This window comes from Bacillus sp. SN1, assembly GCF_002796895.1.
Taxonomy (GTDB): domain Bacteria; phylum Bacillota; class Bacilli; order Bacillales; family Bacillaceae; genus Bacillus; species Bacillus inaquosorum.
Genome location: NZ_PHIE01000001.1, coordinates 1,518,253 through 1,531,965, shown reverse-complemented (window position 1 = coordinate 1,531,965; position 13,713 = coordinate 1,518,253). Strand labels below are relative to the sequence as shown.

The 13,713-nt window shown below is 45.9% G+C and carries 14 protein-coding genes and 1 pseudogene; 4 read left to right on the top strand and 11 right to left on the bottom strand.

Annotated elements, in window-relative coordinates; genetic code table 11:
- The first annotated feature begins 409 nt into the window (after nt 1–409).
- Nucleotides 410–1,381 (top strand): ABC transporter substrate-binding protein, encoded by a 972-nt coding sequence (locus CVV77_RS07760; RefSeq protein ID WP_019257972.1) that lies wholly within the window; start codon nt 410–412, stop codon nt 1,379–1,381.
- A 31-nt stretch (nt 1,382–1,412) separates the two neighbouring features.
- On the opposite strand, the gene phoE is transcribed toward CVV77_RS07760, so the two are convergent.
- The 7 genes and pseudogenes from phoE to CVV77_RS07730 form a co-directional block, all read right to left on the bottom strand.
- The gene (gene phoE, locus CVV77_RS07755) at nt 1,413–1,994 is read right to left on the bottom strand and encodes a phosphatase PhoE (RefSeq protein WP_100275041.1); all 582 of its coding nucleotides are present in this window, start codon (nt 1,992–1,994) and stop codon (nt 1,413–1,415) included.
- Between the two features lie 70 nt (nt 1,995–2,064).
- On the bottom strand, nt 2,065–3,159 hold the full coding sequence (locus tag CVV77_RS07750) for an acetyl-CoA C-acyltransferase (RefSeq protein WP_100275040.1): 1,095 nt from the start codon (nt 3,157–3,159) through the stop codon (nt 2,065–2,067).
- Between the two features lies 1 nt (nt 3,160).
- Nucleotides 3,161–4,600, bottom strand: coding sequence for an acyl-CoA synthetase (locus tag CVV77_RS07745; RefSeq protein ID WP_100275039.1), 1,440 nt, complete (start codon nt 4,598–4,600; stop codon nt 3,161–3,163).
- A 4-nt stretch (nt 4,601–4,604) separates the two neighbouring features.
- A complete protein-coding gene (locus tag CVV77_RS07740) occupies nt 4,605–5,165 on the bottom strand; it encodes a biotin transporter BioY (RefSeq protein WP_100275038.1) in 561 nt (186 codons plus the stop codon).
- 134 nt (nt 5,166–5,299) lie between these two features.
- Complete coding sequence (locus CVV77_RS22660) at nt 5,300–5,815, bottom strand: methyl-accepting chemotaxis protein (protein ID WP_373695039.1); 516 nt, start codon at nt 5,813–5,815, stop codon at nt 5,300–5,302.
- 240 nt (nt 5,816–6,055) lie between these two features.
- Nucleotides 6,056–6,682: pseudogene (locus CVV77_RS22655) on the bottom strand (protoglobin domain-containing protein); the annotation flags it as partial.
- A 55-nt stretch (nt 6,683–6,737) separates the two neighbouring features.
- Nucleotides 6,738–8,267 carry an FAD-dependent oxidoreductase gene (locus CVV77_RS07730; protein WP_100275037.1) on the bottom strand — a complete coding sequence of 510 codons (1,530 nt, stop codon included), beginning with the start codon at nt 8,265–8,267 and terminating at the stop codon, nt 6,738–6,740.
- Nucleotides 8,268–8,378: 111 nt separating this feature from the next.
- Here CVV77_RS07730 and CVV77_RS07725 point away from each other — a divergent pair, with 111 nt between their 5' ends.
- Nucleotides 8,379–9,236, top strand: coding sequence for an SDR family oxidoreductase (locus CVV77_RS07725; RefSeq protein WP_003239442.1), 858 nt, complete (start codon nt 8,379–8,381; stop codon nt 9,234–9,236).
- 26 nt (nt 9,237–9,262) lie between these two features.
- Here the strand turns inward: CVV77_RS07725 and CVV77_RS07720 are convergent, their stop codons facing one another.
- Nucleotides 9,263–9,496 carry an IDEAL domain-containing protein gene (locus CVV77_RS07720; protein WP_003239440.1) on the bottom strand — a complete coding sequence of 78 codons (234 nt, stop codon included), beginning with the start codon at nt 9,494–9,496 and terminating at the stop codon, nt 9,263–9,265.
- A 292-nt stretch (nt 9,497–9,788) separates the two neighbouring features.
- Here CVV77_RS07720 and comK point away from each other — a divergent pair, with 292 nt between their 5' ends.
- A complete protein-coding gene (gene comK / locus CVV77_RS07715; RefSeq protein WP_003239439.1) occupies nt 9,789–10,367 on the top strand; it encodes a competence transcription factor ComK in 579 nt (192 codons plus the stop codon).
- Between the two features lie 45 nt (nt 10,368–10,412).
- Here the strand turns inward: comK and CVV77_RS07710 are convergent, their stop codons facing one another.
- Nucleotides 10,413–11,312 carry an SDR family oxidoreductase gene (locus CVV77_RS07710; RefSeq protein ID WP_100275036.1) on the bottom strand — a complete coding sequence of 300 codons (900 nt, stop codon included), beginning with the start codon at nt 11,310–11,312 and terminating at the stop codon, nt 10,413–10,415.
- A 207-nt stretch (nt 11,313–11,519) separates the two neighbouring features.
- Between CVV77_RS07710 and CVV77_RS07705 the strand changes: the two genes are divergently transcribed.
- Entirely contained in the window at nt 11,520–11,789 is a 270-nt protein-coding gene (locus CVV77_RS07705; RefSeq protein ID WP_019713871.1) for an excalibur calcium-binding domain-containing protein, read from the top strand.
- 42 nt (nt 11,790–11,831) lie between these two features.
- Here the strand turns inward: CVV77_RS07705 and CVV77_RS07700 are convergent, their stop codons facing one another.
- Nucleotides 11,832–13,301: a sodium:solute symporter family protein gene (locus CVV77_RS07700; protein WP_100275035.1), complete on the bottom strand. Its 1,470-nt coding sequence runs from the start codon at nt 13,299–13,301 to the stop codon at nt 11,832–11,834.
- Nucleotides 13,298–13,498 carry a DUF3311 domain-containing protein gene (locus tag CVV77_RS07695; RefSeq protein ID WP_019257983.1) on the bottom strand — a complete coding sequence of 67 codons (201 nt, stop codon included), beginning with the start codon at nt 13,496–13,498 and terminating at the stop codon, nt 13,298–13,300. Before CVV77_RS07695 ends, CVV77_RS07700 begins: the two co-directional genes overlap by 4 nt.
- Nucleotides 13,499–13,713 lie beyond the last annotated feature (215 nt).

Genomic DNA, 13,713 nt, shown 5'->3' with positions numbered 1-13,713 from the left:
AACTGCTGTGTCCCCAAACAATCTGCCATTTTTGTTTTGCCATACGCGTGTGTAAGTAATTTCACCTTCAAAAGGCGTTCCGATGCATGATCTAAGATTCTGATGCGCTGATCCAAAACATCAATGCTTGTTTAACAAAAATAAGGTCATCAGCCAGAAGTTATCCAATCCTTCCGTATCACTTGAAAGCATGCCCTTTTTTAACCATTCCTTTAAGAAACCTATTTGATTTTCATCCATACCATTTCCTCCTCTCTTCCTATTAGTTACAGTGAGATAAGTTTTTCCTGTAAGCCGGACTTTCTCTTCTCATTTTAAAAATAATTAGTGATAATGATTCTCATTTCGTGTTATACTATCTTTTGGACATCTTACTCTTAGAAACTACATACAGGAGAGACTTAAACCCATGAAGAAAACACTGATTATTCTTACAGTTTTACTTCTTTCTGTCTTAACGGCTGCCTGCTCGTCTTCAAGCGGCAATCAAAACAGCAAAGAAAATAAAGTGGCGGTAACACATGATTTAGGGAAGACAAATGTGCCTAAGCAACCGAAGCGGGTTGTTGTTCTTGAGCTTGGTTTTATCGACACACTGCTTGATCTCGGCATTACACCTGTCGGGGTTGCTGATGATAATAAAGCGAAGCAGCTGATCAACAAGGATGTGCTGAAGAAAATTGACGGCTACACATCTGTCGGCACCCGCTCACAGCCAAGCATGGAAAAAATCGCTTCATTAAAACCCGATTTAATTATTGCCGATACGACCCGGCATAAAAAGGTATACGATCAGCTCAAAAAAATCGCACCGACGATTGCGCTTGATAATTTAAACGCGGATTATCAGGATACAATTGACGCTTCACTTACGATTGCAAAAGCAGTCGGCAAGGAGCAGGAAATGGAGAAAAAGCTGACGGCGCATGAAGAAAAGCTTAATGAGACAAAGCGAAAAATCAGTGCTAACAGCGCGTCCGTGCTTTTAATTGGAAATACAAACGATACGATTATGGCCAGAGATGAAAATTTCTTTACATCAAGACTTTTAACACAGGTTGGCTATCAATATGCAATCAGCACGTCAGATAACAGCGAATCAGGCAATGGCGGCGACTCAGTGAACATGAAAATGACACTTGAGCAGCTGCTGAAAACAGATCCGGATGTGATCATCCTGATGACAGGCAAAACAGATGACATCGATGCGGACGGCAAACGCCCGATCGAAAAGAATGTGCTGTGGAAGAAGCTGAAGGCAGTAAAAAACGGACATGTGTACCACGTGGACCGTGCAGTATGGTCTCTGCGCCGCAGTGTGGACGGGGCGAATGCTATTTTGGATGAGCTTCAGCAAGAGATGCCAGCTGAGAAGAAATAAAAGAAAAGACAGGCGAATGCCTGTCTTTTTCTTATTTGATAAAGCCGGATAAGTGGCTGTTGATATTATAGTCTTTAATTCGCCATTTCTCTTTTGCAAATTCAATGTTGCTGAGGCAGGCGTTGACAAGGCGAGTGCTTTGTAGCTCTGGGTCACCGCCGGAAATTTCCGTCAGCAGTGCGTGAATCGCTGCGCCGTGCGCGACGATCAGCACCTTTTGGTTTGGATACGCCTGATTCACTTTTACCAAACCGCCCATCAGCCTGTCAGTGAGCTCTTCCAGCGTTTCCATATTCGGATATTTTTTATCCGGATATCGCTTTGTCCGTTCTTCCAGCTGCATGCCCTCCGCATCGCCGTAATCGCGTTCCTTAAAGTCATCCATTTCGACAATTGGAAGATGCAGATATTCATTAATGATTTCCGCGGTTCTTTTCGCTCTTTTCAGCGGGCTCGTTACAATGACATCCCAAGAAAAATCCTTTACGTATTCTCCGGTTTCTCTCGCTTGGCGTTCACCTGTCGCGTTCAGCGGGATATCGGTTTTGCCTTGGCATTTTTGCTGCAGGTTCCAATCGGTTTCTCCATGTCTTACTAAGCAAACGGCTGTCATAAAATCCCCTTCCTGACTTTGGTCATATCGCTATTATACTAAATCAAAAGCGCGCATCCTATGAAAAAGCCTATGCCAAAATTTCAAATAATAAAGCCAGCCCGGTTCCGCCGCCGCTTCCGATAGCAGCAACGGCATATTGACAGTCTGTCCGTCTTTGCGCTTCATAAAACAATCTGGTTACCAGAGCTGCACCTGATGCGCCGTACGGATGGCCAAGAGCTAACGCACCGCCGCGCACATTGATTTTTGAAAAGGGGATGCCGAGTTCTTGCGAGCAGACACAAATTTTGAGGGCAAAGGCTTCATTGATTTCATATAAATCGATATCATCAGGTGTTAAATTGTGTGTGATTAGGAGATTACGGATTGCATCAACCGGTGCAGCGGGCGGATAGTTTGGGTGAATCCCGCTGACGGCGCTGCCGATAAACCGGAGCACTGGCTTAAGCCCTAGGGCTGCCGCTTTTTCTTCTTCCATTACAAGGAGAGCGGCCGCTCCGTCTGATATGCCGCTGCTGTTGGCTGCTGTAACCGTTCCGGAGCTGGTGTCGAAAACCGGCTTTGCACGGGGAATCATTGCTTCTATCGGCCGCTTTTTCAGAAATGCTTCGTCCGTTTCCAATTCCCCGAGAGGAACAATTTCTTCACGGTAATATCCGCCATCATGCGCGCTTCTGCTGCGTTGATGGCTGAGAAGCGCATATTCATCCTGCTTTTTTCTGCTGATGGAATAGCGTGCTGCCGTATATTCTGCTGCTATGCCCATGTCAGGATCACCGATCGCATCTGGAGAAAACCGGGCCCGCTCTGAAAAGGGCGATTGGCTGCTGCTTTCTGAGCCGCCCGCGATATACATCGTGCCGGCTCCCGCTTGAATGAGACTGCAGGCATAGCGTACAGCTTCAAGGCCGGAGCCGCACTGTCTGTCAATCGTCATCCCGGGAACCGATAAAGGGAGTCCGGCTTGCAGAGCTGACAGCCTGGCGAGATTGCCGCCTCTGCCGATCGCGTTTCCGAGAATCACCTCGTTGATTTGATCCTCTAGCTTTCGGCTGAGACAGCTGATGATGGGAGCCGCCAAATCCTCCGGGAGAAAGTGGTTCAGCAGCCCGTTTTGTTTTCCAAAGATCGTTCGTTTTGCATCAACAATAACCGCATTCAAGTTACACTGCACCCTCTTCTAGCCATTTCCTCACGCTGGAACGGGCGATTTTTCCGCTGCTCGTTTCCGGCAAGCAGTTTGTAAACACCCATTTTTTCGGGATTTTGTAGGATGCCAGTTTCTGTTTGCACAAAGCTTTCAGCTTTCTGGCATCAGTGTTTCCGTGAATGACAGCTACAGCGATTTCTCCCCAATACTCGTCAGGGATTCCAACGACTGCCGCGTTTTCAACCTCTGGACAGGAGAGAAGCACACGTTCAATCTCTTCTGGGAAAATATTCAATCCTCCGTACACGATCATCCCGTTTTCTCTTCCTGATATGTATAGAAAGCCATCCTCATCGACACTTCCCATATCATCCACTGTCATCCAGCCGGATTCATCTGGTGCGCTGCCATTGACATAGCCGGAAAACCGCATCGGGCTTTTGACAAATATTTTCCCGATTTCTCCGGGCTGACAGCGTTCTCCCGCAGCGCTGCGGATTTCAATCTGGACGTTGTGAAAAGGGCGGCCGGCTGAATGCGGCTTCCATTTGCTGTCTTCCGGTGAGGAATATGTCACAAAGCTAAGCTCTGATGTGCCGTAAAAATCGTATAGCTTGAGATGAGGCCATTTTGCGGCCAGCTTTTTCTTAGATTCTGCCGGCCAGTCTGCACCCGATGAAATGATTTTGACAGGACTGTTGGGAAAGCCCTCAATCCGAGCAATGGCATCTGTCATCGTCGGTACGGTATAGAGAACGCTGACTGATTCACGGCTCAGCCATTCCTTCGTTTGAGCAGGGGAGAACTTTTTCAGTAAACAAACGGTTCCTCCGAGAAACAAGGTGCTGACAGCCCCATATAGGAAGTGAGAGGACATTAACGTCCCGGGAATCAGAACCTTATCATCTGATGAAATCGAAAAATCTGTTTCCGTACACGTAAAGCTCTCTATCCATGAGCGGTGAGATCGCGTGAAGGCCTTCGGTTTTCCTGTCGAGCCCGACGTAAATCCCATATAAAAAGGGTGCTCCGGATCAATGGTAGGCAAGGGATCAGCGGCTGCCTCAGAAATATCTGCCATACAGTTATCCAGCAAAACAACAGGTGTCTGGCTATCTGTCAGTTTGTTTTTGAAAAAGGCTAAAGTAACCACAAGATCTGCATTGCTTATGGACAGCCGCTCCTTGCATTCAGCCGCGCTCCAGCGTGTGTCGATGGGAACAGCCGTGCATCCCGCCGCTGCAGCTCCGGCAAACAGCTGTAAAAACGCCAGGCTGTTCGGGAGCAGGATCGCCACACGCTTCGGCATGCTCGGCAGCGACCGCAGCCAATTTGCGGTTTGAGAGACAAGACGAGCCCAATCCTGGTACGTGATTTGCTCCGATTCAGTATGGATCGCCACACGCCCGGGCGATTTTTCGGCAATAGATGAATAGGTATGAGTAATTGTCATAAAATCAGCCTCCTTTCGTAAATATCGTATCAGAAAGAGACAAGGCTTGGGTGATTTTAATGGCCAGAAACGCAGATACAGCTGCTTTTATCAAATCACCAGGCACATATGCAAGGCTCATGAAGGCGGCCTGTGACAAATCAATATGCATGATAAAAGCTTGTACTGGTATACCGAGCAGATAAATAAAGATGATGCCGAATATGATATGAGTGAAAAAGAGACGCAATACAGTCACTTTTCGCAGTCTGGAAACGGCTAAACTAATCAGCCACGAAGCGAAGGGATAAGCGATCAAAAAGCCCGCGCTCGGCCCGAAAAAAACGCCAAACCCGCCTCGTCCACCGGGCAAAAGCGGCGCTCCGAAGGCAACGAGCAGCAAAAAGACAAGCTGGCTTAAGAAAGCAGACTTAGGCTTGAGGATGCTGCCTGCCAGCATCACGCCGAGCGTTTGTAATGTAATCGGAACGGGTGTAAAAGATAAGAAGAGAGGGGGCATAAAGCCAAGCACTGCCATCAGTGCGGTAAAAATGGCAATATGCATCATGTCTATTAATCTCAGCATGTGAAATCCTCCAAACAGTAATAAAATATGGTTATACAATAAATGCAGACAATTAGTATGTCAACTTAATTTTAATTTTAGTTAACATACTAAACGTGAAAAAACCGGCTGCATGGCAGGCCGGTTTTTGATGTTTATTCTTCTGTCAGAATGACAAGCGAATCAACAGATGCTGCCACGTGAGAAACGGCGCGGCTGACTTCCTGAAGCCCTCCAAGAAAGGCCTGCAAATCGACGTCGATTTTGCCTGATTGCTCTTTGCTGATTTTCATGCTGTGGACGATTTCATCGAATAAGCGGTTAATTTGTGTCATTTTTTCTTTGCTCTCGCTGACTAGCCCATTCACGTCTTTGATATGCTTTGAGACGATGTTGATTTGTGTATTCGTATTGTTCACAAGCTCAGACACGGTAGAGACGGTTTTTTTCGTGTCCTCAGAAAGCTTCCGCACTTCGTTTGCCACTACGGCGAAGCCTTTTCCGTGTTCGCCGGCGCGGGCAGATTCAATAGAAGCATTGAGCGAGAGGAGGTTTGTTTGTTCAGCAATGCCTGTGACGATGCCGAAGATTTTTTCAATTTGCTGTGCGATTTCATCCAGCTTCACCATTTCCTTTTCGATTTGGACAAGGCTTGTGTCAATTTTGTTCATCTGTTTTTGCTGGATTTCAAGCTCTTTTTTCCCGCCGATAGACTTTTCTTCAACAGTACTGGATGTCACTGTGCCGGCTTTGGATGCTTCGGAAATGCCTTCAGATTTGTCCACAAGCTCTTGAACAGATCTGCTCGTTTCTGAAAACAGATTGGCAATCGACCCGGAGGTTTCTTGAATTTTCTGATGAAGAAGGTTTTTCTTTTCCTCTTGTTCATCGCGGGTTTGGTTGTACTCGCTTTGAAACGCTTCAAGGACAAGCTGCTGTTCTAAGTTCAAGATTTTAGTTGTCGCTTTAATAGCTTTCAGCAGTTCTTGGTGATCTGTAATAGATGTCTCGTAAATGTCAATCATTGACAGAAGTAATTCTTGAAACGCGCCCATGTACCATTTTGGCAGGAGGCCGATTCTTAAATGAATGGAGGCGATTTTGTTTCGCTTTTCAATGAATTCATCATCAATAACACCTGCAAACATTTCCTGAATATGCCGTTTTAACGTTTGTTTTAAGCGGTCAACTGAGCTGTGGTCATTAATGATATCCATCAATGAGCTTTCGTGGTCAAGGTTTTTATAAAACGCATCGACGATGTATACGATGTTTTCTTGAATTAATGGCTGAAGCTGCTCTAAAACGTAAAGCTCAGCATCTCCTAATCTGACCATTTTGAGCTGTTTTTTGACATCTGCATGTTTGTTTGTGAGCTGAATGCGGTTTTTTTGCTGTCCGTTTGAATCAGAAAAATAAGCTGTTTCTTGTTTTCTATCTTTTTTAAATAACAATACAGTGATCCCCCTTGGGAAAAATATAATTTTTACTTTTTGGCTTTTTAAGCCTTTTTCTTTTTTATCGGTCAAGGGGAACATGAATGAAGATGCAGATGAAAAATATTTATAAAAACCGTTCATTAAAATGAACGGTTTAATCAAGGTCTATTTGTTTTAATGGTTTGATGGCAGGGCCCTCCACAACTTCGCCCGTAGGTTTAAAGCGTGATCCGTGGCACGGGCAATCCCATGTGTGCTCGCCGTCGTTCCACTCGACCTCGCAGCCTAAATGGGTGCACGTCGTATCGACGAGATGTAGGCAGCCTGTTTCATCTCTGAATGCGCCCGCACGTCTGCCGTTAATGGTGACGGCTTTTCCTTCACCCGGCGCGATCTCTTCAAATTGGACGTCAGGCTTTTCAAGCTTGCCTTTAATGAAATGCTTGGCGACATCGGCATTGTAAGAAATCACTTTCTGCAGTCCGGGGTTCAGATGGAAACGGGACGGCGTGAAAATGCTTTCGTATGGATTGGCTTTTTTCTCCACAAGGTCTGACAATAGAGTGGCCGCGACAGCTGATGACGTCATGCCCCATTTTTTGAACCCGGTCGCTACAAGAATATTGTCCTCATTTTCCGACATAGGCCCAATAAACGGAATTTTGTCGATTGTGACAATATCCTGGGTGGACCAATAATATGGGATGCTTTCGATGCCGATCGTGCTTTCTGCAGCTTTTCTCAGTGATTCGTAATGTGTCGACATGTCTTTTCCCTGGCCGGTTTTATGGCCTTCTCCGCTGAAGAGAATCAGTTTTTCTCCGTTTACAAGGGTATAGCGGAGCGCCACTGACGGCTTATCGATACTCAAATACATGCCCTCGGGATATTCGATCTTCGGCTTGATGGCGAGGACATAGGATCTGTCAGCGTACATTCTCGTTGCATATAATCCGCCTCCGTCATAAAAAGGGAAGTGGGAGCAGCATATGATAAAGCGGCTCTTAATGGCGTGCCGGGTTTTTGTAATGACTTCAGGCCTTTCTCCTTTTTTGATATCAAGCGCAACTGTGTCTTCAAAAATCCGTCCGCCTTTTTGAACAATCTGCTCCAGAAGCGCTTTTAAGTATTGCAGCGGATGAAATTGGGCTTGATTCTTCATGACAAGCGCCAGCTTAGAACCTAAGGGAATCGGAAGATCCTTGATAAGGTCTCTTTCAATTCCAAGCTTTGTATATGCCTCATGCTCAGTGCGGATTTTTTGTACGGCGTTTTCATTTGCTGTGTAGAGATAAGCGTCTTGTTCGGTCCATTCGCAATTAATTTGATGTTCATCAACAATTCCTTTTATGTAATCAACTGCGTTTTGATTTGCTTCATAATAAAGCCTCGCGTGGTTCAACCCGAAATTGCGGATAAATTCATCGTAAATCATGTCGTGCTGTGCCGTAATTTTAGCGGTTGTATGGGCAGTGGTGCCGTTGAGGACCTGATTTGCTTCAATCAAGACGACACGGAAGCCTCTTTTCGTTAGTTCATATGCCGTTGTGATTCCCGTAATCCCGCCCCCGATAATGGTGACATCACATTCAGTATCCTCTTGAAGCGCCGGAAAAGAAGGCAGGTCAGTCGATGTTTTCCAGTATGTTTCGGGTGCTTCCTTTGCAAAATATGGATTAGCCAAGCCATTATACCTCCAATCAGATTTATTCTTAATTTTTCCATATTCTATCTTTTCATACATAGGAAGCAGGCATTGTTCATAACATAGTAGGGTTGAAAAGGAGTGATTTCATTGGCGAATCAAAAAAAGAAAACATTGCCGCCTCAGCATCAGAACCAGCAGCCGGGCTTTGAATATCTCATGGATCCCCGTCCGGTTTTTGATAAGCCGAAGAAAGCGAAAAAATTAGAGGGCAAAACCGCTATTATTACTGGAGGGGACAGCGGGATCGGACGTGCTGTATCGGTGTTATTCGCAAAAGAAGGGGCTAATGTGGTCATTGTATATTTGAATGAGCATCAGGACGCCGAGGAAACAAAGCAGTATGTAGAAAAGGAAGGGGTAAAATGCCTGCTGATTGCAGGAGATGTCGGAGATGAAGCGTTTTGCAATAATGTGGTCATGCAGGCAAGCCAAGCATTTCCGTCGATTGATATATTGGTTAACAATGCAGCTGAGCAGCATGTCCAGCCCGGCATTGAAAAAATCACAAGCCACCAGCTGATCAGAACTTTTCAAACGAACATTTTCTCCATGTTTTACTTAACAAAGGCGGTGCTGCCTCATTTAAAAAAGGGAAGCTCTATCATTAATACCGCTTCAATTACCGCCTATAAAGGGAATAAAACGCTGATTGATTACTCAGCGACAAAAGGAGCGATCGTTACGTTTACAAGATCACTTTCCCAGTCGCTTGTTCAGCAGGGCATACGGGTCAATGCAGTAGCGCCGGGCCCCATTTGGACACCGCTTATCCCGGCCAGCTTTGCCGCAAAGGATGTGGAAGTGTTTGGGTCAGATGTGCCGATGGAACGCCCGGGACAGCCGGTGGAAGTGGCGCCAAGCTATTTATACCTTGCCAGTGACGATTCCACATATGTCACAGGACAGACGATTCACGTTAATGGCGGAACAATTGTAAATGGGTAATAAAAAGCCAATCCTTGAGGATTGGCTTATTCGCTCTGCTTGAGCGCTGCATATTCTTTAGAGAGCGTAAGAAACGCATCTTTATCTTTTTCGTCCAAGGCTTTGTTGATTTGGTCCGTCAGCATGGCAAGCCGACGCTTATACAAGGATTCATCGAGCACCATTTGAATGTAGACATCCGTCATTGTGACATCAAATTCTTTTGTTTTTTGCGTGTTGCGGGACTTCATGAGCTCAGTGTACGATTTTTTCTCTTTCATAAAGAATCCCCCCAATGCCTTTTTTATAGTATATGGATATAAGTCGAAAAAATCAATAAATTTTTATAATTTTTAGACAACTAATACTTGGCAATCTATCGACATATCCTGCAAAATGCCGTAAACCGGATGATCATAAGAAGGTAAAATCGGTTTATTACTAGTTATTTAGTGCTAATAAATATCATTAAAAGATGATTTTAGCTTATTTGTTAAAAAAACCTGTCGTTTTATAAAAACAGATGATAGATTATTAGTATAAATTTTGCAGAAAAAGGATGGAGGCCATAATATGAGTCAGAAAACTGACGCACCTTTAGAATCGTATGAAGTAAACGGCGCAACAATTGCCGTGCTGCCAGAAGAAATCGACGGCAAAATCTATTCCAAAATTATTGAAAAAGACTGCGTGTTTTACGTCAGCATGAAGCCGCTGCAAATTGTCGACAGAAGCTGCCGGTTTTTCGGATCAAGCTATGCGGGAAGAAAAGCGGGAACTTATGAAGTGACAAAAATTTCACACAAACCGCCGATCATGGTGGACCCTTCGAACCAAATCTTTTTATTCCCTACACTTTCTTCGACAAGACCCCAATGCGGCTGGATTTCCCATGTGCATGTGAAAGAATTCAAACCGACTGAATTCGACGATACGGAAGTGACGTTTTCGAACGGCAAAACGATGGAGCTGCCGATCTCCTGCAATTCGTTCGAAAACCAGGTTTACCGGACAGCATGGCTCAGAACCAAATTCCAGGACAGAATCGAACACCGCGTGCCGAAAAGGCAGGAATTTATGCTGTACCCGAAGGAAGAGCGGACGAAGATGATTTATGATTTTATTTTGCGTGAGCTCGGGGAGCGGTATTAGAAAATAGAAAGGAGCTGACCGAACAGGGCAGCTCCTTCTCCTGCTTTAGGCCGTCGGAATTCCGCCGGTGATGCCGTATACCTGGGATGTCACATAGCTTGAATTCTCTGAAGCTAAAAATACATAAACATCTGCCAATTCTGCTGGCTGTCCAGCGCGGTTTAGCGGTGATGGCGGCGTGCCTTGGCCGAATTTCGGGATGTTTTCCGTCGGCTGTCCGCCGGAAATCTGCAGCGGCGTCCAAATTGGCCCAGGTGCAACTGAATTCACTCTGATGCCTTTGGAAGCCAGCTGTTTTCCCAGCCCGACGGTAAAGCCGATAATGGCGTTTTTCGTTGCTGCGTAATCTAACAGCATCGGGCTTGGATTATAGCCTTCTACTGAGGTGGTGGTAATAATCGACGCGCCTTCCGGCAACAACGGAAGCGCCGCTTTTACAACCCAATAAAGGGAAAAGACGTTCACTTCAAATGTTTTATAGATTTGTTCAGTAGGCAGATCTTCAATGTTTTCGACCGCTTGCTGTTTGCCGGCAACCAGCGCCAACACATCCAGTCCGCCGAGTTCCTGATGCGCCTGTTTGACTAGTTCCTGGCAAAAGGATTCGTCGCTCAAGTCTCCGGGGATCAGCACTGCTTTTCGCCCTTCTGCTTCTATCAGTTCCTTCACTTCTTCAGCATCAGGCTGTTCCGCAGGCAAGTAGTTAATGGCTACATCGGCGCCTTCTCGGGCGTAAGCAATCGCGGCAGCGCGGCCGATGCCGGAATCGCCGCCGGTGACAAGCGCTTTTCGGCCGGTGAGTTTACCCGATCCTTTGTAGCTTTTTTCTCCGCAATCCGGCACCGGCTTCATATTCTGCTGCAGGCCGGGCGGTTCTTGATATTGTTCAGGAAATTCATCATGAAAAAATGCTGTTAAAGGATTGCTAAGATTTGAATCAGACATCGTCAACGCTCCTTTTCTGTTTGGTGTACATTTGTATGTGTACCCCTGAGCATATGGGGAGAAACATGTTTTGGCAGTTTGAACGCTGAAAGAAAAGGAAAAACCAGCCCTTCTTCCATATTTATCTTGTAAAATAGGACTGTATGAATTATGATAAAATTCAGCTATAAAACAACTAAATATTGGATAAGAGGGGAGTATATCGTCATGAAAAAAGCGGCGGCGGTTTTGCTGTCACTCGGTCTCGTTTTCGGTTTTTCATACGGGGCAGACCATGTGGCGGAAGCCAAAACAAAGGTGAAGGTCTATAAGAACTGCAAGGAGTTAAATAAAGTATACAAAGGCGGGGTGGCCCGCACGTCGAAGGTGAAAAACAAAGGCGGAAAAACGAAGTACAAGCCTTACGTCTCCAAGGCTCTTTATGATGCCAATAAAAAGAAAGACCGCGATAAAGATTATATCGCCTGTGAACGCTAAACAAGAAAAAGCAATCTGATGTCCAGATTGCTTTTTTTATGCTTATGCCGCCTGATCGGCCGCAGCGCTTTTTGCTTTTCTTGTCATAAGGCTTATTGCCATCATGACCGTGATGTTCAAAAGCAAGGCGACTATGCCTACATTTAAATCTTTTGCGGCTTGCGGCAGCGCCGGAAATAAAGTGCCGATTGTTGTTTCTGTCAATGTAATATAAGAAACGGCTCCGACACCTGTAATAATGCCGGCGAATGCTCCCTGCTTCGTCACTATATTATGCTTGAACAGGCTGAACAGAAGGGCCGGGAATAATTGTGTAACCAGGCTGTAGCCCATCAATAGCAGCGTAACGATGGTATTCCCGCCTTTAAAGGTAAAGTACACCGAAATCAGCGCGACCACCGGCACTAAAAACTTAGCAAGCGCCGATACTTGCTGATCTGTTGTGCGGGGAGCGAACACTTTGTACACATTTTTTGCAAACAGCGTGGAGGCTGACATTAAGATCATAGATCCCGGCACAAGCGCCGTCAGCAGTCCGGCAGCGCCGACGATCCCGACAAACCAAGGGTCAAATGTTTGTAGTGACAGTCTCAAAAGTGAAAGATCCCCATCTGCGCCTTTCAAACCTGGAACTTGCAGGATAGCCGCAAAGCCGACGAAAAGGACGAAGAGCAGGACCAGCTGGTATAAAGGCATGATAATGGCGTTTTTGCGAAAGACTTTTGGGTTTTCGGCTGAATACGAAGCGGAAAACGTATGAGGCCACATGTAAAAACCAAGCGCTGTCAAGAGCACGGTTGAACTGAACCATGCCGCACTTTGTCCCGTATCGGGAAGCGTAATAAAGCCCGGCTTTGCCGTTTCAATCTGCTGAAACATGTCTTGAAATCCGCCGTAGTAATGAATCGGCAAATACACACCTAAAAACAGAACGACAACCAAAATCATGATGTCTTTCACAACCGATATCCAGGCAGACCCGTGAATGCCGGATACCATAACGTAAACCGTGATGGAAATGGCGCCGATCCAGATGGCGGCGGCCGGAGAAATTTTGCCGTACGATGTTTCCGATACAATCAGCCCGAGGCCTTTCAGCTGCAGCACAAGATACGGAATGAGCGCTGCGATGCCCACCAGTGAAACGAGCACGCCAAGCAGCGGACTGTTATATTTTTTGGTGAAAAAATCAGACTGCGACATCAGCTTATGATGTTTCGCGTACGTCCAAACTGCCGGAAGTAGCCAATAAGAAAGGATATAGGCCAGACAGCCGTACGCGATGATGTAAAAGGCCGGTCCGCCTTTCCCGTAGGCCCAGCCGCTTCCGCCGAGAAACGTAAAGGTGGTATAAATTTCGCCTGCCATCAATAAGAAGACGAACACGGTTCCGAAGCCGCGGCCTCCGACCGTCCACTGCTCAAGGTTCATGTCTTTTCCTTTTTGGGCGCGTATACCGAGAAAAATGCTCAAGAGCAGGACGCCAAAAATGATCATGAGAGCTGCGTTCATTCTGCTCCCTCCTTTTTATTTTCGTTGTCGAGGACATACACAAGCGCCATCAACGCAGAGGTTAAAAGAGCCCACAGCACGATATAAGCAAGAATAAACGGCATGCCGAACACATAGGGAGTCACTTTATTTGCAAAAGGGATGCCGAGTAAAATTCCGATAAAGGGCAAAGCGGCGAGAACGTGAATCAGTTTCATAAAATCCTCCTTCGATTTAGGGTGGGGTTGTGCAGCGCACTGAAAATGATGTCGCAGATATGGCAGCACATGTCATTTTTTGGTGTGAAAAGGCTGTGGTTCGAATTATAAATAAATTTATTTTGTTTGTATAGTGTGAATTATCTGATATTTATTGTTGGAATCGCCCGAAGAGGGGAGTGGGCAGTCTCGGAAGAGAGCAGAATGATTCAAAA

Excerpts from the sequence above, each read along its gene's own strand:
- CVV77_RS07740 (WP_100275038.1), bottom strand. The coding sequence starts at position 5,165 with ATGCTGAGATTAATAGACATGATGCATATTGCCATTTTTACCGCACTG.
- CVV77_RS07720 (WP_003239440.1), bottom strand. The coding sequence starts at position 9,496 with ATGAAAGAGAAAAAATCGTACACTGAGCTCATGAAGTCCCGCAACACG.
- CVV77_RS07705 (WP_019713871.1), top strand. The coding sequence starts at position 11,520 with ATGAAAAAAGCGGCGGCGGTTTTGCTGTCACTCGGTCTCGTTTTCGGT.
- CVV77_RS07700 (WP_100275035.1), bottom strand. The coding sequence starts at position 13,301 with ATGAACGCAGCTCTCATGATCATTTTTGGCGTCCTGCTCTTGAGCATT.
- CVV77_RS07760 (WP_019257972.1), top strand. The coding sequence starts at position 410 with ATGAAGAAAACACTGATTATTCTTACAGTTTTACTTCTTTCTGTCTTA.
- CVV77_RS22660 (WP_373695039.1), bottom strand. The coding sequence starts at position 5,815 with ATGAACAAAATTGACACAAGCCTTGTCCAAATCGAAAAGGAAATGGTG.
- comK (WP_003239439.1), top strand. The coding sequence starts at position 9,789 with ATGAGTCAGAAAACTGACGCACCTTTAGAATCGTATGAAGTAAACGGC.
- CVV77_RS07745 (WP_100275039.1), bottom strand. The coding sequence starts at position 4,600 with ATGACAATTACTCATACCTATTCATCTATTGCCGAAAAATCGCCCGGG.
- CVV77_RS07695 (WP_019257983.1), bottom strand. The coding sequence starts at position 13,498 with ATGAAACTGATTCACGTTCTCGCCGCTTTGCCCTTTATCGGAATTTTA.
- phoE (WP_100275041.1), bottom strand. The coding sequence starts at position 1,994 with ATGACAGCCGTTTGCTTAGTAAGACATGGAGAAACCGATTGGAACCTG.
- CVV77_RS07710 (WP_100275036.1), bottom strand. The coding sequence starts at position 11,312 with ATGTCTGATTCAAATCTTAGCAATCCTTTAACAGCATTTTTTCATGAT.